The 21,920-nt window shown below is 60.0% G+C and carries 19 protein-coding genes; 7 read left to right on the forward strand and 12 right to left on the reverse strand.

All coding sequences use genetic code 11. The features are described 5' to 3' along the window. Window positions 1-127: 127 nt before the first annotated feature. The 5 genes from V8P77_RS09305 to V8P77_RS09325 form a co-directional block, all read right to left on the reverse strand. Window positions 128-2,689, reverse strand: coding sequence for a GcvT family protein (locus V8P77_RS09305; RefSeq protein WP_335911974.1), 2,562 nt, complete (start codon window positions 2,687-2,689; stop codon window positions 128-130). 102 nt (window positions 2,690-2,791) lie between these two features. Continuing rightward, window positions 2,792-3,055, reverse strand: coding sequence for a hypothetical protein (locus V8P77_RS34770; protein WP_373694575.1), 264 nt, complete (start codon window positions 3,053-3,055; stop codon window positions 2,792-2,794). Further along, entirely contained in the window at window positions 2,968-3,207 is a 240-nt protein-coding gene (locus tag V8P77_RS09315; RefSeq protein WP_025397792.1) for a hypothetical protein, read from the reverse strand. Before V8P77_RS09315 ends, V8P77_RS34770 begins: the two co-directional genes overlap by 88 nt. A 9-nt stretch (window positions 3,208-3,216) precedes the next feature. Then, window positions 3,217-3,477, reverse strand: a complete 261-nt coding sequence (locus V8P77_RS09320) for a hypothetical protein (RefSeq protein WP_032991118.1) — start codon at window positions 3,475-3,477, stop codon at window positions 3,217-3,219. 3 nt (window positions 3,478-3,480) lie between these two features. Further along, the gene (locus tag V8P77_RS09325; RefSeq protein WP_020053007.1) at window positions 3,481-3,801 is read right to left on the reverse strand and encodes a helix-turn-helix domain-containing protein; all 321 of its coding nucleotides are present in this window, start codon (window positions 3,799-3,801) and stop codon (window positions 3,481-3,483) included. Window positions 3,802-4,287: 486 nt separating this feature from the next. On the opposite strand from V8P77_RS09325, the gene V8P77_RS09330 reads away from it, so the two are divergent. Then, complete coding sequence (locus tag V8P77_RS09330) at window positions 4,288-5,349, forward strand: class I SAM-dependent methyltransferase (RefSeq protein WP_335911977.1); 1,062 nt, start codon at window positions 4,288-4,290, stop codon at window positions 5,347-5,349. A 159-nt stretch (window positions 5,350-5,508) separates the two neighbouring features. Here V8P77_RS09330 and V8P77_RS09335 read toward each other — a convergent pair whose 3' ends face one another. Together V8P77_RS09335 and V8P77_RS09340 are read right to left on the reverse strand one after the other, a co-directional pair. Then, window positions 5,509-6,933, reverse strand: coding sequence for a hypothetical protein (locus tag V8P77_RS09335; RefSeq protein ID WP_335911978.1), 1,425 nt, complete (start codon window positions 6,931-6,933; stop codon window positions 5,509-5,511). Between the two features lie 316 nt (window positions 6,934-7,249). Continuing rightward, complete coding sequence (locus V8P77_RS09340; protein WP_335911979.1) at window positions 7,250-8,275, reverse strand: AraC family transcriptional regulator; 1,026 nt, start codon at window positions 8,273-8,275, stop codon at window positions 7,250-7,252. A 60-nt stretch (window positions 8,276-8,335) separates the two neighbouring features. On the opposite strand from V8P77_RS09340, the gene V8P77_RS09345 reads away from it, so the two are divergent. The 6 genes from V8P77_RS09345 (at window position 8,336) to V8P77_RS09370 (ending at window position 17,403) form a co-directional block, all read left to right on the forward strand. Further along, entirely contained in the window at window positions 8,336-9,802 is a 1,467-nt protein-coding gene (locus tag V8P77_RS09345; RefSeq protein WP_131621455.1) for an alpha-glucosidase/alpha-galactosidase, read from the forward strand. 123 nt (window positions 9,803-9,925) lie between these two features. After that, window positions 9,926-12,013: an ABC transporter substrate-binding protein gene (locus tag V8P77_RS09350; protein ID WP_335911981.1), complete on the forward strand. Its 2,088-nt coding sequence runs from the start codon at window positions 9,926-9,928 to the stop codon at window positions 12,011-12,013. Between the two features lie 176 nt (window positions 12,014-12,189). Continuing rightward, window positions 12,190-13,197, forward strand: coding sequence for an ABC transporter permease (locus V8P77_RS09355; protein ID WP_335911983.1), 1,008 nt, complete (start codon window positions 12,190-12,192; stop codon window positions 13,195-13,197). Window position 13,198: 1 nt separating this feature from the next. Continuing rightward, a complete protein-coding gene (locus V8P77_RS09360; protein ID WP_335911985.1) occupies window positions 13,199-14,332 on the forward strand; it encodes an ABC transporter permease in 1,134 nt (377 codons plus the stop codon). 10 nt (window positions 14,333-14,342) lie between these two features. Then, window positions 14,343-16,010 (forward strand): ABC transporter ATP-binding protein, encoded by a 1,668-nt coding sequence (locus tag V8P77_RS09365; protein ID WP_335911987.1) that lies wholly within the window; start codon window positions 14,343-14,345, stop codon window positions 16,008-16,010. 22 nt (window positions 16,011-16,032) lie between these two features. Then, window positions 16,033-17,403 (forward strand): alpha-glucosidase/alpha-galactosidase, encoded by a 1,371-nt coding sequence (locus V8P77_RS09370; RefSeq protein WP_335911988.1) that lies wholly within the window; start codon window positions 16,033-16,035, stop codon window positions 17,401-17,403. A gap of 398 nt (window positions 17,404-17,801) precedes the next feature. On the opposite strand, the gene V8P77_RS09375 is transcribed toward V8P77_RS09370, so the two are convergent. The 5 genes from V8P77_RS09375 to V8P77_RS09395 form a co-directional block, all read right to left on the reverse strand. Continuing rightward, on the reverse strand, window positions 17,802-18,176 hold the full coding sequence (locus V8P77_RS09375; RefSeq protein WP_335911989.1) for a hypothetical protein: 375 nt from the start codon (window positions 18,174-18,176) through the stop codon (window positions 17,802-17,804). Between the two features lie 26 nt (window positions 18,177-18,202). Further along, entirely contained in the window at window positions 18,203-18,703 is a 501-nt protein-coding gene (locus V8P77_RS09380; protein WP_335911990.1) for a hypothetical protein, read from the reverse strand. Between the two features lie 13 nt (window positions 18,704-18,716). Next, on the reverse strand, window positions 18,717-19,922 hold the full coding sequence (locus tag V8P77_RS09385) for a gluzincin family metallopeptidase (protein ID WP_335911992.1): 1,206 nt from the start codon (window positions 19,920-19,922) through the stop codon (window positions 18,717-18,719). A gap of 66 nt (window positions 19,923-19,988) precedes the next feature. Continuing rightward, entirely contained in the window at window positions 19,989-20,756 is a 768-nt protein-coding gene (locus V8P77_RS09390) for a TfuA-like protein (protein WP_335911994.1), read from the reverse strand. Beyond that, on the reverse strand, window positions 20,746-21,903 hold the full coding sequence (locus V8P77_RS09395) for a YcaO-like family protein (protein WP_335911995.1): 1,158 nt from the start codon (window positions 21,901-21,903) through the stop codon (window positions 20,746-20,748). The genes V8P77_RS09390 and V8P77_RS09395 overlap by 11 nt, the downstream gene beginning before the upstream one ends. Window positions 21,904-21,920 lie beyond the last annotated feature (17 nt).

A 21,920-nucleotide genomic window follows, 5' to 3' on the forward strand; every position in this document is an offset into this window, starting at 1 on the left:
AAAACATGCTCTATTTCTTTGATTTAGAGCACCTATTGGGCACCTGGAACAGATGTCACCAGCGAGCTCATCGAGCCGCCGTTCAGCGTGGCGCCGCGTGCTTGCGGCGCCACATGCACTTGAGTGCTTAGCTGCGCGGCTTCAGATTTTCTGGGTCATAGATCGGCTTGTACCCGACGCCGACAACCTCGACCGGATAAGTCTCGGCAAAATACTCGACGTTCAGCCTGCGTCCGACCTGGCAATGCGACCAGGGCAGATAGGCTAGGGCAATGTTCTTTCCGATCGTTGGGCCGTAGGCGACCGAGGTCGTGTAGGACCGACGGCCAAGCTCGTCGACCAGAACCTCTCCCGTTGAGGGATCGACAACCGGCATGTTGCCGACGGGATAGCGCTTCACGCCCGATTTGTCGGTATTCTCGCTCATTACAAGCGTGCAGAGCATGGCCGGCTGGTGCTCGCGCGCCTTGTATTCCAGATGTTTTTCCTTCCCGCGGAAATCGGCTTCCTTGACCTTCGGACGGGCAAGATCCGCTTCGATCAGGTTGTACTGGGTCAGGAGGTCGGCGTTCTGCAGGCGCAGGCTCTTTTCCATGCGGCGTGAGTTCGCATAGGTTTCGACGCCGAAGGCCATCACGCCGGTCGACCGCAGCGCATCCCAGACGGCGAGGCCGTCTTCGTACTTCATGTGCAATTCCCAGCCCTGCTCGCCGACATAGGAGATGCGGAAAGCGGTGACGGGCTTACCGGCGATTTCGATCGGCTTGATCGCCGCAAAGGCGAAATTTTCCTGATCGAGCCCGGCCGGATCGGCCACGGCCTTCTTCAGCGTGTCGCGCGCGTTCGGACCCCAGATGCCGATCGTCACGAATTTTTCCGAGACGTCGGTGATGATCACGTCGAGGCCGCGGTCTTCGGCGACGCGTTTCATGTAGTGCAGGTCGCGCGGGCCGGCATCGGCGCCGTTGACGAGACGGCATCGATCGGCCATGCGGAAGACTGTGAAGTCAGCGCGCACCATGCCTTCGTCGTCGAGGAAGTGGGTGTAAATGCCCTTGCCGATGTTTGCATCGCCACCGATCTTGGCGGCGCACAGCCATTCCATCAGTTCGACATGGTCGGGTCCCTCGATATCGACCATGTGGAAGTGGCTGAGATTGACGATGCCGCAATCCTCGCTCATCGCCAGATGCTCGGCATTCGACACGCGCCAGAAATGGCGGCTATCCCATTCATTCTCGCGAACCGGGACGCGGTCGGCGTATTTCTCCAGAAGGTGCTCGTTGGCGGCGTAGCCATGCGCACGCTCCCAGCCGCCAAGTTCCATGAAGTAGCCGCCGAGTTCCTTTTCGCGTTCGTAGAAGGGCGAGCGTTTGGCGTTGCGGCCGGATGCATAGGGTTCGCGGGTGTGAACAGCCGGGAAATAGATCTTCTGGGCGGCTTCGTAGCAGCGGCCCTCGATGAACTCTTCCGTCAATTGATGCGGATAGAAGCGGGCGTAGTCGATGCTGTTGTGATCGATTTCTGTACGGCCATCGGTCATCCAGTCGGCGATCAGCTTGCCATAGCCCGGGCCGTCCTTGACCCAGATGGCAACGCAATACCAAAGACCGCGCACCTTCTGGCTCTCGCCGCAGGAGGCGCCGCCGCCGGCGGATACTTGCAGCAGGCCGTTGAAAGAGTGACCTTCGTTATAGCCGAGTTCGCCGAGGATCGGCGTCAGTTCCATGGCGCGCTCGAGTGGCTCGATGATCTGTTCCATCTCGAGATCGCGTTGCGAGGGCGAAAGGCGCGCTTCGTGTTTTTCGAGAAGATCGCGCGGATGGCACATGCGCGGATTGGCGGCCTCGTAATAGCCCCACTCGATCTGGCCGCCCTCCGTCGTCGCCGGGTCGCCGGTATCGCGCATATAGGCGGAGTTGCCCTGGTCGCGCAGCAGCGGGTAGCCGATTTCCTTGCCGGTGCCTTCGAATTCGTTATACGGACCGAAGAAGGTGAGGGGATGGTCGACCGGCATGACCGGCAGGTCTTCGCCGACCATCTCCGCGATCAGGCGCCCCCAGAGGCCGGCACAGACGATGACGTGGTCGGCCATGATCGTGCCGCGATGGGTGACGACGCCCTTGATGCGGCCGCCTTCGACGATCAGCGACTTCGCCGGCGTGTTGCCGAATACCTTGAGCTTGCCGGCCTTTTCGGCGGCATCGACCAGCTTGCCGGCAACGGTCTGCGAGCGCGGAATGACGAGGCCGGCATCCGGATCGTAAAGGCCGCCCATCACCTGATCTTCCTCGATCAGCGGGAACTTCTCCTTGATCTCGGAAGGGCTGACATAATGGGCGCGCGTGCCGAAAGCGCGTGCCGAGGAAAGCTTGCGCTTGATTTCCTCCATCCAGGTATCGTCGCCGGTGCGCGCCACTTCGAGGCCGCCGATGCGGGCGTAGTGGCCCATCTTCTCGTAGAAATCGATCGAATACTGCGTGGTCCAGACCGACAGATAGTCGTGGCTCGTGGTGTAACAGAAGTCCGAGGCATGGGCTGTCGAGCCGATATCCGTCGGTATGCCCGACTTGTCGATGCCGACGATATCATCCCATCCCCGCTCGACGAGATGATGCGCGATGGAGGCGCCGACGATACCGCCGAGCCCGATGATGACGACCTTTGCCTTTTCCGGAAATGCTGCCACGTGCTGTTCCTTCTATTTATCGCACGAATCAAAATACTCGAGCTGCGCTTGACGTACGCTGCGCGCTTGAGATGCAGTTGCCATGTCAGCCTCGTGGGGGTGTCACATTTGCCGAAGCAGCCGAACCCCCAGACCCCTCCGCATGGACGCTGCGATGAGGACATTATGCATAAGGCTCATGATCGTCATTGGTCCTACGCCGCCTAGTAACGGCGTAATTGCGCCAGTCCGGATCGAGGCAGCGCGGCAACCGCAAAACAGCGCCGCACGCCCCGGGATCACGGCGCTGAAATCGCCTGGAGCCGGTCGATGTCGACAAGCACGATGTCTTCCGAAACAGGTTCGCGATTGTGCAGCCGGAACCATTCGGCTGCCTCGCGCACCCGATCTCCATGCGGCGGCGGATAGGCGCCGAGTCCAAGAACCCATTCCCGCACGGTCTCGCGCTCCATTCGCCCGGCCCGGTATCGATCGCAGACGGTTTTCGCCGATGCGACGAGATCATTGATGCTTTTCACGGGATTCCCTCAATGCACGGATGGCTCTTCATCTTCGAGAAACGATCGAATGCCGTCGCGCGCGACGACGGCCAGGAATTCGTCGAAGGCATCCCGGTCAGTCGCAAATGGCTCGTCCCAGCGGATCAGATCTTCCGCTTGCGTGACCACTTCCATCGTCCAGTCTTCATTGCTGCCCGATGTGCGGAAGATATCGACGAGCACGGTGACACCGTCGTCGGTGAATTCTCCCGCCAGTTCGGAGTGCTCTAGCTTTTCTTTTTTTGCCATTATTCAGCCACCCGCACCGGGCGGTGCGTCGTTTTCGAGATATTCTTCATATTGAACCGTCTCGGTCTCATTCGTGTCGATCGAGGCATCGGCGCGTTTTGCCAGGCGAACGCCGGCCCCCCCGCCATTTTCGGGGATGAAAATGACGCCTGCGCCTTCCAGGGCGTGCTTCATATCCTGAAGGGTTCGTTCGTAGGGAGAACGCTTCCCGGCCTCGAAATTAGCAATCGTCGCCTTGGCGACTTTCGAGGCCGACGAGAGATCGTCCTGAGACCATGCCAAAAGGGCACGAGCAGCGCGGCATTGAGCGGAAGATAGACACAAAACAATAACCTTGCATCAAAAGTGTGATTCTGCCTCGGGCAGATTATATTAAAAACGCAATCTCGATACAAGCGGTGATGAGAGCAAGCGGATGGATGGCGAGCATGATTGTCCGGCTCGCGCCGATGGCTGGGCTGCCCCTCACCCTAACCTTGCCGGGGTCGAGCCACTGGTCTCGACCCGTCCTGCGGACCCCGTAAAAAACGGGGCGAGGGGACGTGCCAAACGCAGCGTTGAGGTTAGCGGAAGCCGGTGCGGCATGTCCCTTCGCCCCGCGAGCGGGGAGAAGGTGGCGGCAGCCGGATGAGGGGCAAAGCGGCGATCTCTTGAGCTGACGATGAACCTCCTGCTCGTGTTGCAAACACCGTCACTCCATTCTGTCGACCTTTAATACTCCACGCTCATCTATCGAACGACCAAGTTGATTGACTGAATATTATTAAAGTCTAATTTAGTTTACCTTTATCACGCACCCGGGAGGTAACAATGCGTGAGCCGGATATGCAAAAACTCGATGCGCTTGTCGGTCGTCTTGTTGGGGACGTCGGCGCCGCGATGTCAGGTGCCTTGGTCGTGCTTGGCGACCAGGTCGGAATCTACAAGGCGATGGCCGACGGAACGCCGATGAGCGTCCAGGATCTTGCCAAGAAGACGGGGATAAAGGAGCGCTATCTCAGGGAGTGGCTCAGCGCCCAGGCGGCTGCAGACTATGTCGCTTACGATGAAAAGACCGATCGGTTCAGCCTGACGCCGGAGCAGGCGATGGTCTTTGCCGAGGAAAACAGCCCCGCCTTTTTCGTCGGCGCCTTCGAAGTCGTCCAATCCATGTGGATGGACGAGGCAAAGGTCGCTGATGCCTTCCGCACAGGCAAGGGTCTCGGCTGGCATGAGCATAGCACCTGCCTGTTTCGCGGGACCGAGCGGTTCTTTCGCCCCGGCTACAACAGCCATCTCGTCGCCGAATGGATACCGGCCCTGGCCGGGGTCGAAGAAAAGCTCAAGGCCGGCGCCAGTGTCGCCGATGTCGGCTGCGGTCATGGGGCATCGACCATCCTGATGGCGCAGGCCTATCCCGCGTCCCGCTTCACCGGCTTCGACTATCACGGCCCGTCGATCGAAAGGGCAAAGGCTGCCGCGAAGGATGCGGGTGTCGCCGACCGTGTGACCTTCGAGCAGGGCTCGGCGGCGGAATTTCCGGGGCGCGGCTATGACATGGTCGCCATGTTCGACTGCCTTCATGACATGGGCGATCCGGTCGGCGCCGGCCGGCATGTCAAGGACACGCTTGGGCCGAACGGGACGTGGCTCATCGTCGAGCCCTTTGCCCATGACCATCTCAAGGACAATCTCAATCCGGTCGGCCGCGTCTATTACGGCGCGTCGACGATGATCTGTACGCCGGCATCACTTTCCCAGGAGGTAGGGCTCGGGCTCGGCGCGCAGGCGGGAGAAATGAAGCTTCGAAAGGTCGCGCTCGACGCCGGGTTCACGCATTTCCGGCGCGCCACGGAAACGCCGTTCAACATGGTGTTCGAGGTGCGGGCCTGAGGAAACTTGTTCGTGGGGAAGACAAGTTGGAGTGATCAGCCTATGATCGGTTCCAGCGAGGTGGCGCTAGAGCATGGTGCCGAATGACATCATGCTCTAACTCATTAGTTGAGAATAGGATTAGACCGGGTCGGCTTTAATCATCCTGTTCTAGCTATGCTACGGGTTGATCCTAAATAGTCTGACCGACCCCGCGTTAGGCCCGACGTTCTCGTCAATCACGTCTTTATCGACCGTGACCAATGTTCGATCGACGCCACCTACTTTGAGTAGCTTGCCATTGTTCTTGCCGCCCACAACGGCCAAATAGTCATTCGGGCGAATGTCGATTCTGCTATTCGCAAGACATATTCGGTTCGGAGTCTGGAAGACGATGCCAGTGGCATCGTAGCTCCGAGGGCCAATGCCGTCGTCGCGCGTGAGGAATCTCCAATGACGTTCACCGATCCGCTCTCCGACCTGCATGTAAATCTGGCGCAAGCGGTGGACGTGGGGATCGTCAAGGCGCATCTGGATGTTGGCGGTAATCGCCTCGGGACTGAAGTCGGACTTGTCATCCTTCTGGCCCAGCAGGTGCCTCCCAATCGATTGCAGAAGCTCGGGATGGCGACAACGCTCGTCGAGCGCCGCTCTCTCCAGATCAAAGAGGGTTCGCACGCCGAGCCTCCACATTGACGTCATCGCCTCTGCACCAACAGACGCGCAGAGCTGCGCCTGCGCAACCCAGTCCATGATCTGGTAGACACCGAAGGGCGTCTCGACGAAGAGCATGAGCGGGTTGGCGGTCGCCAGGTTCTGTGTTGTTTCGATATGAAAATCGGAGAGCCGATTGCGAATTTCCGTGTCGATGCCGTCGATAAGCTCCACGGGCGTCGCAAGCGTGTATTTGTAGACCAAAAGATTTTCGCGCTTGAAGTTCTTTAGCTTCGACCGCCCGACGAGTGTGCGTTGCGCGGCGTCCGGGAAGAAACCGATTGCGAATGCCAGGACAGCCACCACCTGTGGCACACCCACTCCTTTAGGCAGGCCAGAGGCGCCATAAATGGCATGCACAGCATAGGCAAAAATCGCCGCGAGGACGACAGCGGCGAAGATCTCCGTAGCCAACGCTACGATCAATGAGGGACTGAGATCGAAATTCTGTATTGATTGGGTCAAAGCCCGGATCGAATTTAAATAGCCACCACAGAATGCCGCACTCACAGCTATCATGCAAAGAGTAACGGGAGCGTGCTCTCCGAAGAGAGTGCCAGCGAAAGCGGGGTCCTGAAAAAACTCGATGCAGATGTAACTTGTCGAACTGACGACCAGAAAGAAGGGAAAGACAGCAACCCCCCAGGCCCAAACTTGGAAGTCCTGCCTCTGCCCTCGCTCAGGTCCCGTCGGAACGAAGTATTTGAATTTGACGAATTCGAAAGACGGGATTAGCCGCTCCGACTCCGGTTCTTTTGCCGAATGGAAGACGGCAGCCAAATCCTGAATTACCTCGCCTCGGTGCAATTTAACGGTCTGTCGGATAGCAATGACAATGACAGGCACGACCAACGAAAGTAAAAAGGCCACAACTAGGCTCAGCGGGTCCATGATGGAGCCCTCCCCGATGTTTGATGGATCGCCTAAGCTTGCAGTTTTATGATCATCGGCGGCGACACTTGGCTTTCGAAAAAGCATTCCTCTCACGCCGTCATCGAAATACTATAGCACGTTCAAATTGTTTTTCAACAACGCTCAGATCACGTTTAAAGTGTTGTGATTTGGCACGCCGACGATTTCGTTCGGAGGACACATCAAATGCGGAAACGCGACGGTCGTCTGCATTGGGCGGGCTGGCACGAGTGTCCTAGTCCTCGACCGATCATAGCGATCTCAAGATGCGCCGCCTGGCAACTGAGATTGCCAGCTATCGCAGCTTGCCGATGCTGGCATACATGCCCGTCGTGCGGAATTCGGTGGGATTGGTACCGTAGACGCGGCGGAAGACCTTCGAGAAATAGTTGGGGTCTTCGAAGCCGCACATGATGGCGACTTCCTTGACCGGCAGGAAGTCGGCCTTGGTCAGAAGCTTGACGGCGCGCTGCAGGCGCTGCTGCAGCACGAATTCGGCCGGCGGCATGCCCTCGCTCTCGGCGAAGCTGCGCGAGAAATGCGCGCGGCTGAGGCCGACGATGCCGGCAAGCTCGCTGACCGGCAGCGGCTTTTCGAGATTGGCGTTGATATGGTCGATCACCGGCTGCATGACACTGAGCTCGGCGGCAAAGGCCGGCGAGCCGAAGACATCGTCGTAAAGCGCCATCGCCGCTTCATAGGCAATCGCCGAGGCGGCACCCGGCGATGTCGCGCCCTTGACGAGGCGCAGGCTGCAATCGGCGAGATGATCGATCGTCGAGGGCTGCAGCTTCAGCACCGGGCCGGCGGTCGACAGCACCATCTGGTGAATGCGCAGCGTTTCCTCGCCGTTCATCGAGATCCAGAAATATTCCCAGCGGTCGCCTTTCTCCAGCCAGTAGCGATGATTGTGCGGCACCAGCACCAGCAGCGTGTCGCCGCCCTGAAGGCGATAGTTGCGGTGCTGGTAGCGCAGCTGGCCGCTGCCGCTGATCGTGTGCTGCAGCACGGTGAAGGGGGTCTGGCCGCGCCGACGACCGTCCCAGTCATAGGTCTCGTTCTCGCGCACTTCATAACCGGCGCTGGTCGGCATGGCATGCAAACGCTGGCGGCCGCGGGGCAGCGACACCGTCCTCATCGACTGTCCGTTGGCGATCAAATCCTGCAGCACAAAATTACCCCTGAAAGCATAATCCTTCTCTGGTCGCCCTGCCGATTTCGGGCATAATCCCGCTCGAAAAGAGGAAGAGACCACGGCCGACAGAGCGGCCGGGAGGAAAAAGGCAGATTTTGCGGTGTTTTCAGCCACATGCGTCGGCATGCGGCCTGATCCTCCATAGCCTTCTTTTCCTTAGCATTCGATTGGGTCGAGGTGAAGATCATGAGTTTCAAAATCGCTATCATCGGTGCGGGCAGCGTCGGTTTCACCAAGAAGCTGTTCACCGACATATTGTGCGTGCCGGAGTTCCGCGACATCGAGTTTGCACTGACCGATATCAGCGAACACAATCTCGAGATGATCAAGGCGATCCTCGACCGGGTCGTCGAGGCGAACGGGCTGCCGACGAAGGTGACGGCGACGACTAACCGACGCCAGGCGCTGGAAGGCGCGCGCTACATCATCAGCTGCGTCCGGGTCGGTGGGCTCGAGGCCTATGCCGATGATATCAGAATTCCGCTGAAATACGGCATCGACCAGTGCGTCGGCGATACCATCTGCGCTGGCGGCATCCTCTATGGCCAGCGCAACATCCCCGTCATCCTCGACTTCTGCAAGGATATAAGAGAGGTCGCCGAACCCGGCGCGAAATTCCTGAACTATGCCAACCCGATGGCCATGAACACCTGGGCGGCGATCGAATACGGCAAGGTCGACACCGTCGGCCTCTGCCACGGTGTCCAGCATGGCGCCGAACAGATCGCCGAGGTGCTCGGCGCAAAGTCGCTGAGCGAACTCGACTATATCTGCTCCGGTATCAACCACCAGACCTGGTTCATCGACCTGCGCCTCAATGGCCGCAGGATCGGCAAGGACGAGCTCATCGCCGCCTTCGAGGCGCATCCGGTTTATTCGCAGCAGGAGAAATTGCGCATCGACGTGCTGAAGCGTTTCGGCGTCTATTCCACCGAAAGCAACGGCCATCTCTCGGAATACCTGCCCTGGTATCGCAAGCGGCCGGATGAAATCACCCGCTGGATCGACATGTCCGACTGGATCCACGGCGAGACCGGCGGCTATCTCCGCCATTCCACCGAAACGCGCAACTGGTTCGAGACGGAATATCCGCAATTCCTGGAATCGGCCGCAAAGCCGATCGATCCCGCCAAGCGCTCGAACGAACATGCGAGCCACATACTCGAGGCGCTGGAGACGAACCGGGTCTATCGCGGCCACTTCAACGTCAAGAACAATGGCGTCATCACCAACCTGCCGTCCGATGCGATCATCGAATCGCCGGGCTTCGTCGATCGCTTCGGCATCAACATGGTCTCCGGCGTCACCCTTCCGGAAGCCTGTGCGGCCACCTGCATCGCGTCGATCAATGTCCAGCGCATGTCGGTGCATGCGGCGATATCAGGCGACATCGACCTCTTGAAGCTGGCCGTGCTGCACGACCCGCTGGTTGGCGCCGTTTCGACGCCGGAGGAAGTCTGGCAAATGGTCGACGAGATGGTCGTTGCCCAGGCGCGCTGGCTGCCGCAATATGCCGACGCCGTACCGGCCGCCAAGGAGCGGCTGTCGAAATCGAAGGTGCAGACCCGCGACTGGGCGGGGGCAGCACGCCGCAACGTTCGCTCGATCGAGGAGTTGCGCGCGGAGAAGGCGGCGCTGAAACAGGCCGTCTGATTTTTGTGAAGGATGGGTCGTCATGGGTTTCCGGGAGGGAAATCCATGACATCAGGCCCGCTTTCATGTCGTTCGAGGAAAAGGAGCCGCGTGATCCGCGCTCCGGAACAAGAGGGAGAAACGATGATGAATTTCCGTAACGCAGGCATTCTGGCCGGACTGGCGCTCAGCGTCTCAGCCGCGGCGCTGAACGCCTATGCCTCCGAGCCAACCATCCCGCCGGCGCCGGCCGACTTCCCCGCCGAAGGCAAGATCAACTATGTCGCGCGCGACTCCATCCTGGAGTTCAAGGCGCTGCCCGAATATCACGAGCCCGACTGGGTCACGAAGAATTTCGTCGCTTCCGGCAAGCTGCCGCCGGTCAAGGATCGCCTGCCGAAGGAGCCGATGGTCTTCAAGACAGGCAATATGCCCGACGGCATCGGTGTCTACGGCGATACGATGCGCCACGTCATCGGCGGCCGGCCGGAAGGCTGGAACTATGGCGCCGGCCAGACGCAGGGCTGGGGCGGCATCGATATCGGCCTTTCCGAATGCCTGACGCGCACCGCGCCGCTGTTCCAGGTGCAGGCCTCCGATACCGAACCGCTGCCGAACCTCGCCAAGAGCTGGGATTGGTCTGAAGACGGCCATAAGCTGACCATGCACCTGATCGAAGGCGCCAAATGGTCCGACGGCGCGCCGTTCAACGCCGACGACATCATGTTCTACTGGGAAGACGAAGTCATCGATCCGAATGTCTCGCCGCTTGGCGGCGGCGCCTCGCCGGAAGCCTTCGGCACCGGGACGACGCTAAAGAAGATCGACGACTACACCGTCGAATGGACCTTCAAGGAGGCCTTCCCGAAACAATATCTCTATACGATGTCCTACCCGAACTTCTGCCCGGGTCCGTCGCATATCCTGAAGCCGAAGCATCCGAAATATTCGAAGAATACCTACGACCAGTTCAAGAACGCCTTCCCGCCGGAGTTCATGAACATGCCGGTCATGGGCGGCTGGGTGCCGGTGGAATATCGCTCCGACGATATCATCGTCATGCGCCGCAACCCCTATTACTGGAAGGTCGACGAGAAGGGCAATCAGCTGCCTTATCTGAACGAGCTGCACTACAAGCTCTCGACCTGGGCCGACCGTGACGTTCAGGCCGTGGCCGGATCCGCCGACATCTCGAACCTCGAGCAGCCGGAAAACTTCGTCGCCTCGCTGAAGCGTGCCGCGGAAGAAACGGCGCCCGCCCGCCTGGCCTTCGGCCCGCGCCTCATCGGCTACAATCTTCGCATGAACTTTTCCGCCAATGGCTGGGGCAATCCGGACGAGCGCGGTCAGGCAATCCGCGAGCTGAACCGCAACGAGGACTTCCGCAAGGCCGTCACCATGGCGCTCGACCGCAAGGCGATCGGCGACTCGCTGGTCAAGGGACCATTCACCGCGATCTATCCCGGCGGGCTCTCTTCCGGCACCAGCTTCTACGACCGCAACTCGACCGTCTACTATCCCTTCGATCTCGAGGGCGCCAAGGCCGAACTCGCCAAAGCCGGCCTCAAGGACACCGACGGCAACGGCGTCGTGAACTTTCCAGCCGGCAAGGCAGGCGGCAAGGATGTCGAAATCGTCATGCTGATCAACAATCAGTACACGACCGACAAGAGCCTTGCCGAAGGTGTCGTCGGCCAGATGGAGAAACTCGGGCTGAAGATCGTCATCAATGCGCTCGACGGCGCCAAGCGTGACGACGCCCATTATGCCGGCCGCTTCGACTGGCTGATCCAGCGCAACACGACGGAACTGTCGTCGGTCGTGCAGAATACCGAACAGCTTGCCCCTGTCGGTCCGCGCACCAGCTGGCATCATCGTGCCGGCAAGGATGACCAGGTCGATCTGATGCCGTTCGAGAAGGAGCTTATCGACGTCATCAACAAGTTCAGGACGAGCCAAAGCAATGAGGAGCGCGTCGACCTGATGAAGCAGTATCAGAAGATCTCGACCGAGCACGTCAACACGGTGGGCCTGACGGAATATCCGGGCGCGCTCATCATCAACAAGCGGTTCTCGAACGTGCCGCAGGGCACGCCGATCATGATGTTCAACTGGGCTGAAGACTCCGTGATCCGCGAACGCATGTGGGTGGCCGCCGACAAGCAGGGCAAATATGAGCTGTTCCCGCAGCAGCTGCCCGGCAAGCCCGGCGAGAAGGGTCCCATCAACTGATGCATGATGCCTGAACAAAGGGCTAAAGCGCATCGCATCTGATGCGACGCGCGGGAAGAGTTCCCTCCCAGCTGAAGTGAGTTCCGGGCCGCGCGTGCCGCGCGCGGCCTGATATGACCAACAAGCCGGCCGCGCTGACAAGGAGCGACTGGCGGCAAGGAGAAGCGAACCGTCTGATGTTACGATTCCTGCTCGTGCGCATAGCCTCCGCGATCCCCATTCTCTTCATCCTGAGCGTGGTGACCTTCGCAATCATCCAGGCCCCGCCTGGCGATTATGCCGATTACATCCGCTCCCAGCTGATCAACCAGGGCGGCGCGTCCTATGCCCAGGCCGAAGCGCAGGCGCAGGCTTATCGCATTGAACACGGCCTCGATAAGCCGCTGGTCGTCCAGTACGTCAACTGGATCGGCGGCATCGTAACCCGCGGTGATTTCGGCTACAGCATGTTTTACAACAAGCCGGTCGCCGATGTCGTCGGTGAACGCCTGCCGCGGACATTGCTTCTGGCGCTCGTCTGCCATCTCTTTGCTTCGGTGCTCGGCATCGGTTTCGGCATCTGGGCGGCAACCCGCCAATACAGCTGGATCGACAGCCTGCTTTCGGGAATTTCCTTCCTCGGCATGACGGTGCCGCGCTTCCTGATGGCGCTGATCATCGTCTATCTCCTGGTCTTCCAGCTCAACGTGACCGAGATCGGCAGCTTCTTCTCGCCGCAATATGGCGGGGCGCCCTGGTCCTGGGCGAAATTCGTCGATCTCGTCAACCATGTCTGGCCGGTCGTTGCGATCGCCACCTTCGGCGGGCTCGCCTATAACATGCGCGTCATGCGCGGCAATCTGCTCGATACGCTGAACGCCCAATATGTCGAGACGGCCAAGGCCAAGGGGCTTTCAGGCGGAGCGGTGGTGATGCGCCATGCGGTGCCGAACGCGCTGCATCCGCTGGTGATGTACCAGGGCGTCGTGCTGCCCTACATGCTGACCGGCGAGATCGAGACCGCCATCATCTTCGCGCTGCCGACCGTCGGTCCGGCGATCGTCGGCTCGATGGCGGTCGGCGACGTCTATGTCACCGCCACCTTCATGATGGTGCTGTCCGCCACTCTGATCGTCGGCAACATCATCGCCGACATGCTGCTCGCTTTGCTCGATCCGCGTGTCCGCCAATATGGAGGAGCCTGAGATGCTTGCTTTCGACTCTTCTGCAACGCCGCCGACGACCGACATCGTGACCAAGCCAGCGCGTGGCCATGAGAGCTATATCGCCCTTGTCTGGCGCCGGCTGAGGCGCTCCTGGACCGGCATGGCCGGCCTGGTGCTCGTCGTGCTCCTGATCCTCATGGCGATCTTTGCCGATTTCTTCGCGCCGATGGATCCGAAGGCGACCGATGTCGGCTTCGCGCCGCCGCAGATGATGAGCTTCCACGACAAGGACGGCAATTTCGTCTTCCAGCCGCGCGTCTATGCGCTGTCGGATTCCGAAGAGCTTGATCCGGTCACCTTTCAGCCGATCGTCGGCATCGACTACGACAATCCGCGGCTGCTCGGCTTCTTCGTCAAGGGCGCCGAATACCGGCTGTTCGGCCTGATCCCAGCCAACCGGCACTTCTTCGGCTCGACGGACGGCCAGCCGGTGCATTTTCTCGGCACCGACAAGTTCGGCCGCGACGTGCTGTCGCGCGCCATCATCGGTTCGCGCATCTCGCTAATGATCGCCCTGACGGTCGTCTTCATCGTCACCATCATCGGCACCACCGTCGGCATGGTGTCCGGTTATTTCGGCGGCACCTTCGACGTCTGGCTGCAGCGTTTCGTCGAACTGGTGCTCGCCTTCCCGCAATTGCCGCTCTATCTGGCGCTGACCTCGCTGATCCCGGTGACGGCGCCGACCAATGTCTTCCTCGCCTTCGTCATCGCCGTCATGTCGGCGCTCGGCTGGGCGCAGATGTCGCGCGAGGTGCGCGGCAAGACGCTGGCGCTCGCCCGCATCGATTATGTCCGAGCGGCGATGGCCGTCGGCGCGACCGATACACGCATCATCATGCAGCACATCTTGCCGAATGTGATGAGCCACGTCATCGTCGCGGTGACGCTGCATATACCGAGTGTCGTGCTCTTGGAATCCTTCCTCGGTTTCCTCGGCTTTGCGGTCAAGCCGCCGCTGATCTCCTGGGGGCTGATGCTGCAGGATACGGCGACCTATTCGGTGATTGGCTCCTATCCCTGGATTCTCTCCCCCGTCGGCTTCGTGCTCGTCACCGTCTTCGCGTTCAATGCGCTCGGCGACGGATTGCGCGACGCGGTCGATCCTTATTGAGGTGATTGATATGGCTCTTGCACTGGTCAATTCCTTCGCCCCGCCCGTCCGCCACGATCATGATGGCCGTTCGGACACGCCGATCATCGACGCCCGCAACGTGGCGGTGAATTTCAAGGTCGAGGACGGCATGGTCGAAGCCGTCAAGGACGTCTCGTTTCAGCTCTATCGCGGCGAGACGATCGCGATCGTCGGCGAGTCCGGCTCCGGCAAATCGGTGACGGCGCGAACGGTGATGGGGCTGTTGTCGAAGCGCGCCGCCGTCTCCGAGAAATCGACGGTCGCCTATGACGGCAGCAATATCCTGAAATTTTCCGAGCGGGCGCGCCGCAAACTGCGCGGCGACCGCATCTCGATGATCTTCCAGGAGCCGATGAGTTCGCTGAACCCGATCTATACGATCGGCAGCCAGATCGTCGAGGCGATCCGCGTGCATCGCCGCATCAGCAAGAGGGATGCGCAGAAGCGCGCGCTCGAGCTGCTCGAACATGTGCAGATCCCCGATCCCGCCGCGCGGCTCATGCAATATCCGCATCAGCTTTCCGGCGGCCAGCGCCAGCGGGTGATGATCGCCATGGCACTTGCCAACGATCCGGACGTGCTGATCGCCGACGAGCCGACAACGGCCCTCGACGTCACCGTGCAGGCGCAGATCCTCAACCTGATCCGCAACCTGCAGAAAGAGCTGGGGATGGCCGTCATCCTCATCACCCACGACCTGACCGTGGTGCGGCAGTTCTCGGATTATGTCTATGTGATGCAGCTTGGCGAAGTGCGTGAGCACAACACCACCGAAGCGCTGTTTGCCAATCCGCAGGACGCCTATACCAAACATCTGCTCGCCTCCGAGCCGCGCGGTCAGGCCAATCCGCTGCCCGAAGGGTCGGATATCATTCTCGATGCCAAAGGCGTGCGGGTCTCCTTCATGATGCGTCACGGTACCTTTCTCAAGCCGGCGATGCGTGAGCTTGTCGCCGTCGACAGCCTCGACCTGACGCTGCGCCGTCACGAGACGCTGGGGCTGGTGGGCGAATCCGGCTCCGGCAAGACGACGTTCGGCCAGGCGATCCTGCGGCTAAACACACCCGACAGCGGCGAGATCCGTTTCGACAATCAGCCGATCCATGGCCTGTCCAGGTCCGAGATGCGGCCCTTGCGCGCCCGCATGCAGGTGGTGTTCCAGGATCCTTTCTCATCGCTCAACCCGCGCATGACGATCGGCCAGATCATCGAGGAGGGGCTGGTCGTCAACAGGCTGGGCGCGACCAAGGCCGAACGGCAGGATCGGGTGCGCGAAGCGCTTATTGCTGCCGGCATGCCGGGCAATATCCTGTCGCGCTTTCCGCACGAATTTTCCGGCGGCCAGCGCCAGCGCATCGCCATTGCCCGCGCCATCGCGCTGGAGCCGGAATTCATCCTGCTCGACGAGCCGACATCGGCGCTCGACCTTTCCGTCCAGGCGCAGATCATCGAACTGCTGCGCAAGCTGCAGGACGAGCGCGGCCTGAGCTACCTCTTCATCTCCCACGATCTCAAGGTCGTCAGGGCGCTCTGCCATCGCGTCATCGTCATGCAGCATGGCAAGATCGTCGAAGAGGGTCCCGTCGACGAAGTACTATCCCATCCCAAGACCGCCTACACCGAACGGCTCGTCAAGGCCGCTTTCGAGGTAGCATGATTATCGAATGCCGGAGGCTATAATGGCAGGAAATCCCAAAATCACTTTCATCGGAGCAGGGTCCACCGTCTTCATGAAGAACATCGTCGGCGACGTGCTGCAGCGGCCCGCGCTGTCGGGCGCGACCATTGCGCTGATGGATCTCAATCCGCAGCGGCTGGAAGAAAGCGCCATCGTCGTCAACAAGCTGATCTCGACGCTTGGCGTCAAGGCGAAGGCCGAGACCTATTCCGACCAGCGCAAGGCGCTTTCGGGCGCCGATTTCGTCGTCGTCGCCTTCCAGATCGGCGGCTATGAGCCCTGCACGGTCACCGATTTCGAAGTGCCGAAGAAATACGGGCTGCGGCAGACGATCGCCGATACGCTCGGCGTCGGCGGCATCATGCGTGGGCTTCGCACCGTGCCGCATCTCTGGAAGGTCTGCGAGGATATGCTCGCCGTCTGCCCGCAGGCGATCATGCTGCAATATGTCAACCCGATGGCGATCAACACCTGGGCGATATCGGAGAAATATCCGACCATCCGCCAGGTTGGCCTTTGCCATTCGGTGCAGGGCACGGCGATGGAACTGGCCCACGACCTCGACATCCCTTACGAGGAAATCCGCTACCGCGCGGCCGGCATCAACCACATGGCCTTCTATCTCAAATTCGAGCATCGCCAGCCGGACGGTTCCTATCGCAACCTTTATCCCGACCTGCTGCGCGCCTATCGCGAGGGCAGGGCGCCGAAGCCCGGCTGGAACCCGCGCTGCCCGAACAAGGTGCGCTACGAGATGCTGACGCGGCTCGGCTATTTCGTCACCGAAAGCTCGGAGCATTTCGCCGAATACACGCCCTATTTCATCAAGGAGGGCCGCGACGACCTGATCGAGAAATTCGGCATTCCGCTCGATGAATATCCGAAGCGTTGCATCGAGCAGATCGAGCGCTGGAAAGGCCAGGCGGAAGCCTATCGTTCGGCCGACAAGATCGAGGTCAAGCCGTCGAAGGAATATGCCTCCTCGATCATCAATTCGGTCTGGACCGGCGAGCCTTCGGTGATCTACGGCAATGTCCGCAACAATGGCTGCATCACCTCGCTGCCTGCCAATTGCGCTGCCGAGGTACCCTGCCTCGTCGACGCCTCCGGCATCCAGCCGACCTTCATCGGCGACCTGCCGCCGCAGCTGACCGCGCTGATCCGCACCAATATCAACGTGCAGGAGCTGACGGTGGAGGCGCTGATGACCGAGAATCGCGAGCACATCTACCACGCCGCGATGATGGACCCGCATACGGCAGCCGAACTCGACCTCGACCAGATCTGGTCGCTGGTCGACGACCTGCTCGCCACCCACGGCGACTGGCTGCCCGAATGGGCACGCACGTCCCGCAAAGTACAGGCCGCCTGACCCCCTCTCCCGGGCAAGGCGTCAAGGAGCCCCGCGGTCGCAACAACCGCGGGGTTTTTTGCGTGGGAAGCTTTGCGATCAAGGGGGCGCTCGTTTGCATCATCGGACCGGCGTAGTGTGGGCGATTGGGCTGTGGGGAGTGCCGGGAGGGAGAGGGTGAGGCTGCTGGGATAAGTAGCACCACGTTCATGACCCGGAGGTCTGTAGTTCGTCCGTGGCTCATAACCTGAAGGCACCGCAGGTTCAAATCCTGCCCGAGCTCAACACCTGGCGGATCGTCGGCTGAAAGTGGAAATTATTTAAAGCGTAGGGAAACAGCATGACTCCGCCATCCGGCAGAGGTCATCGGTCATTGATCTCGAGCCTCGAGCATGCGCTTTTGCCAGTCAGACGAACTGCTATTTCGGCCCTTTGGGGGCAGAAGGAGGCGACTTGGCGGCACGGGAAGACTTGGCAGCTGGAGAAGGTGTGCTCTTGAGTATCGTGTCGATTTCCCGTGCCAATTCGCCGAGGCCATTGAATTTTGCGAGCTCGTTAAGGGTCTGGCTTGGAGGGTATCGGTACGTTTCCCCGTTTCTCAATCGCTCCTCTCCTAGCGGTTGCTCGTTGCTGGTGACTCTAACGTTTGCCTCTCCTTCGAAGTCTTCCGGCTCGAACTCTTCGGTGTCCTTGTTGGGGACGTTGTGCGGCAAAGTCTTATCGCCCGACCTCAAATCTGTGATCACCACGTTCGTCAAGGCCTGGGTAAAATAAATATTGACTTTAATTGGCATGGGTTCTCCCTCCGCTTGCGAAAGCGCTATTCCCGGTTAAGGCGACCATCTCTGTGCGCCAACGATGCGGTAATTGCATAAGATGACGGCGATCTCCTGCCGGGCAGGTTAGCGTCGAGGATCAGTTTCTTGACGTCGCCGTAGTTCAGGACAATTTCGAGCAATTCCTCGGAAGATCGGACTCGCCACATTTGGTACTTTCCCTTCGCGGATGTGGGAAGATCGTCGAATCCGCACCCGACGGCGTCCTCGGGCTTCGGACCTTTGACGATGAAAACCCTGTTGGTGTCCAAGCGATAACAATGACCCTCGAAAGCGTAGGCATAGCCCAGTACGATCGAGTACTGGTTCTCTTTTTGTATCTGGCTCGATCTATAGAGTTGCATTTGAAGGGCGGCGCTTCCGTTCTCGCCCGCGTCGAATTCGCCATAATCGGTTCCTGTATTAAGCTTGACACCATAAAGGATCACCATGTCCGAGAAATGCATCCCCGGCTTCTCGGGTGCGGGTACGCTCACATCGACCATTTTCCAGCCTCCATCACCATATTTGCCTCCATCTGAGACAGTCTTCGATCTGCCTGACGTAGGGGCGGGCGCGGCCCTTGTAGCCTGATACCAGAAGCGCTTCCGCTGCCCCCTGGAATGTCAGACGGTCGGGGTCGAGGCGCGCCCATGACTGGACAAGCGCCTCTCCAATAATATCCCTAGCCTCCTGTAGCGCGGCCTTGCTCGCAAAATGCCTTTTCTCGTAATCGGACTTGGGAATGCGAAAGGTCTCCTCGATCAGTGCGGGGGCCATCTGCTGGCGTAGGTTGCTGAACCTGCGCGGATCGAGGTCGGTCACATCCCTTTCGAAGAGCAGCGTCTGGTAAATTTCTATGAGGCTGTCGAACATCGCGGCCGCGAAAGGCTTCGACCTGTCGTGCACATCATCGCCGACGTCTGAGGTCTTGAGCGAATTGTTGAGCGACCTGAGCTGCTTTTCATCGCTGATTTCTGCAAAACGATCGAGTTCGTTGTGGATCAGAAGATTCCCGCCTGTCCGCCGGAGGAGCCGATCGATGGCCGTGTCGAAGTGCAGAAGGCCGAGAAGCGATATGAAATCCGCGACCGCCTCGTGATAGGCGAAGAAGTCGGCGTCTTGGCCGTCTCCGTAGGGAATGCCGAGTTCGCCCAACAGAACGAGATGACCCATCTCATGGGCGATCGCATCGAAGTTCAACGCAAAACTGGAGGTAGGCGTCGGAGGTTCGCTCTCGCCCAGTTCCAGAAAACCGAATCCCGACTGGGCGTTTTCCCATTGGGGGATGTGCGGCACGATCTCCAGCCTGTCGTAGGTCGGCTCGAAAAACCAATCGATGCGCCGTCCGACGTACCCCTCGCAGATATCCAGCACGCGACGGGAGCAAGCGTAGCTGTGGGCTGAAAGAAAGGCAGGCGATCCTGGGAGTATATGGTCGAAGTGCCCGTCCGGCCCCGGCTCGGCGGGGGGGCGCAGAACTCCAGGGTAGGGCGGGAGGTCGGGAAGGGCATATGGTCGCTTTCGTTCGACCGGATCGGCCACGTACATGCGGTTGTCGGAAGGACCAGCAAGGATCGGCCCGTCGGAGCGGCCAATCCAGACAACCTCCGGCTTCTCATATCCACTGATGAACGGCGGCTGCGGGAAAACCAGGAAACGCGTCCCGATCAGGAGGTCGGAAACCACCTGTCCCGCGTCGCCCGAATTTGCGATGGCATCCAACGTTGCCCCCACCGCCCGTTTTCCTTGCCGGGCGAAGTGGAGACTATACTATATATTAGAAAACTATCAATGATGGTCGGGGTCCAATAATATATCCGTCAAATTGTAGTATTCCATATCGTAGGCAAAAGCCTCCGTCAGTTCAAAACTCCTCGGCTCGCTGCGTTTCTTCATCTCAAAACTGTTCGACGACAGGAGCGCAAGAAGACCGATGGCATCGACTTCTTTCTGCTTCCGCTTTCCGTCCACGAGCCAAAGATCGAGGACGCGGAGTTCCTGACTGGACATGCCATGCTCGGCCGCAATGGAAATTAGCTTCCCGAAGCTCCTTTCCGTATAGTGGATGGAGCGGGCCAGTCTTTCCAGCGTCACTTGAAGCTGCCGCCCTATAATGCGGTTACGCATGGCCTTTTTCAGTGTGAGCCTGATGTCGATGAGGGCGTGACCGAGGGGAAAGGACCCCAATTGCGCGGGGGCCATCGCGACCGCCACGTCCGCATCGTCGGCGAGCGCGGTCCGGCGGTACCACCTGAAGACCATGCCGTGTCCGCCCATCCCGTACTCCGTCAGTTCAGCGGCCCTCATGGCACCCATGCTGGAGGCTCCGTAGACGCGCACGCCGCGCGACATCGCCCAGAGGATTTCCTTGTGGCGCACCGCCGGGGACTGGCCGAACACGCCGTCGATGAGTGCGATCGCGCTGGGAGCATGTTCGATCACCGCCCTAACGATATCCCCGTTGCCCGCGGGTGTGAGGTACAATGCATCCAGGTGCTCCCTGGCGTACGCGACGCTCATTGTAGGCCCAAGGAACACGACGATCTCATACCCCATTCTGGAACTCCGGGTCGGTTTCGAGAGGAGGGGTCACAACCCTCACCACATGGAGTGGTATGGTTTCATCGGAAAACAGTGCCACGACGATGACGGCCTCTGCCCCCGCGCGTCGCAATGCTTCCACCGGCAGCGGCGATGGATCGGTATTCAGGTCAGCCCCGTCCGGTGACGGGTAAGGCAGTCCGGGAATGGCGAGTCGCCGTCGCCATGCTGATAGTTCCCTAGCGTCCTGGTGGCGGTAAATGTGTCCCGCCATATCCTCCCGCGCGGCCGAGATGATCCCGAGGCGGGACTGACATGCTTCCAGCAGCGCCTTGGCGAGCGCTCGGTCGTGGGTCCGGTCGCAGCCGAAGCCTTCCGCTGGCCAGGGGGCCAAAGGAGCCTGTAGGTCGCTCTCCATGACGTGACACCAATAGACGGGGAGGCCGTGTTCCGTCGGGATTGACCAGATTCCTACAGAGCAGCCCGCCGAACGCAGTCGGCCGACTATCTCTCCCGCGGCTCCGGCAAGAACGGAACGACTGTCCACTTGATAACGGTCGAAGAAGTGCGGTATTTTCATCGCCGCACAACGCGCGTGCCTTTCGAGCGCTTCGAAACAAGCATGCTCAATTGCCCCCCGCCAGCTTGTTCCTGCCGCCAGGCCCGTAGTGTTCCTCGGCAGCCAGCCGGGATGGGGGGAGGGTATCGTATAGGCGGTGTCAACCAAGGCAAGCGGTACAGGCACCGCCCTGGACGAGAAGAGGTCCCAGCCTTCGATCCACGCAAGTGTCTCATCGCGTTCCCCATCATCCGCGAGGTGCGACCAGTAGCCTTGCCCGTTCATGGAACGGAAACCCGCCAGTTCGACCCGCTCGGTGGGGATGCGTTCCGAAGACCACCCTTCCAGCGATTCCATGAGAGCGGAGATGGCGGCCTGCCCGTGAGTGAGACCCTTGCCCTGGTTCACGCTCACCGAACGCGACAACGGCCTTACGACTTGAGCAACCGGGATTCCGATGCGGTCAAGTTCGGTAATGGAACCCAGCCTCGTGATACCGAATTCCCGCTTCCGCTCGAGAATTCGGCGAACGGTCTCCATTGGATCACGCAGCGGCTGAATCGGGGCCGCTAACATTCTTTCGAGTTGTTCTCCGTTCAGCAAGATCGCCCTCTGATCAT

The organism is Rhizobium aouanii (assembly GCF_037002925.1).
GTDB lineage: Bacteria > Pseudomonadota > Alphaproteobacteria > Rhizobiales > Rhizobiaceae > Rhizobium > Rhizobium aouanii.

Coding starts and splice junctions, on each gene's coding strand:
- V8P77_RS09365 (WP_335911987.1), top strand. CDS start 14,343: ATGGCTCTTGCACTGGTCAATTCCTTCGCCCCGCCCGTCCGCCACGAT.
- V8P77_RS09360 (WP_335911985.1), top strand. CDS start 13,199: ATGCTTGCTTTCGACTCTTCTGCAACGCCGCCGACGACCGACATCGTG.
- V8P77_RS09380 (WP_335911990.1), bottom strand. CDS start 18,703: ATGGTCGATGTGAGCGTACCCGCACCCGAGAAGCCGGGGATGCATTTC.
- V8P77_RS34770 (WP_373694575.1), bottom strand. CDS start 3,055: ATGGTTCCGGCTGCACAATCGCGAACCTGTTTCGGAAGACATCGTGCT.
- V8P77_RS09375 (WP_335911989.1), bottom strand. CDS start 18,176: ATGCCAATTAAAGTCAATATTTATTTTACCCAGGCCTTGACGAACGTG.
- V8P77_RS09330 (WP_335911977.1), top strand. CDS start 4,288: ATGCGTGAGCCGGATATGCAAAAACTCGATGCGCTTGTCGGTCGTCTT.
- V8P77_RS09350 (WP_335911981.1), top strand. CDS start 9,926: ATGATGAATTTCCGTAACGCAGGCATTCTGGCCGGACTGGCGCTCAGC.
- V8P77_RS09370 (WP_335911988.1), top strand. CDS start 16,033: ATGGCAGGAAATCCCAAAATCACTTTCATCGGAGCAGGGTCCACCGTC.
- V8P77_RS09345 (WP_131621455.1), top strand. CDS start 8,336: ATGAGTTTCAAAATCGCTATCATCGGTGCGGGCAGCGTCGGTTTCACC.
- V8P77_RS09390 (WP_335911994.1), bottom strand. CDS start 20,756: ATGGGGTATGAGATCGTCGTGTTCCTTGGGCCTACAATGAGCGTCGCG.
- V8P77_RS09335 (WP_335911978.1), bottom strand. CDS start 6,933: ATGGACCCGCTGAGCCTAGTTGTGGCCTTTTTACTTTCGTTGGTCGTG.
- V8P77_RS09340 (WP_335911979.1), bottom strand. CDS start 8,275: ATGCCGACGCATGTGGCTGAAAACACCGCAAAATCTGCCTTTTTCCTC.
- V8P77_RS09320 (WP_032991118.1), bottom strand. CDS start 3,477: ATGGCAAAAAAAGAAAAGCTAGAGCACTCCGAACTGGCGGGAGAATTC.
- V8P77_RS09355 (WP_335911983.1), top strand. CDS start 12,190: ATGTTACGATTCCTGCTCGTGCGCATAGCCTCCGCGATCCCCATTCTC.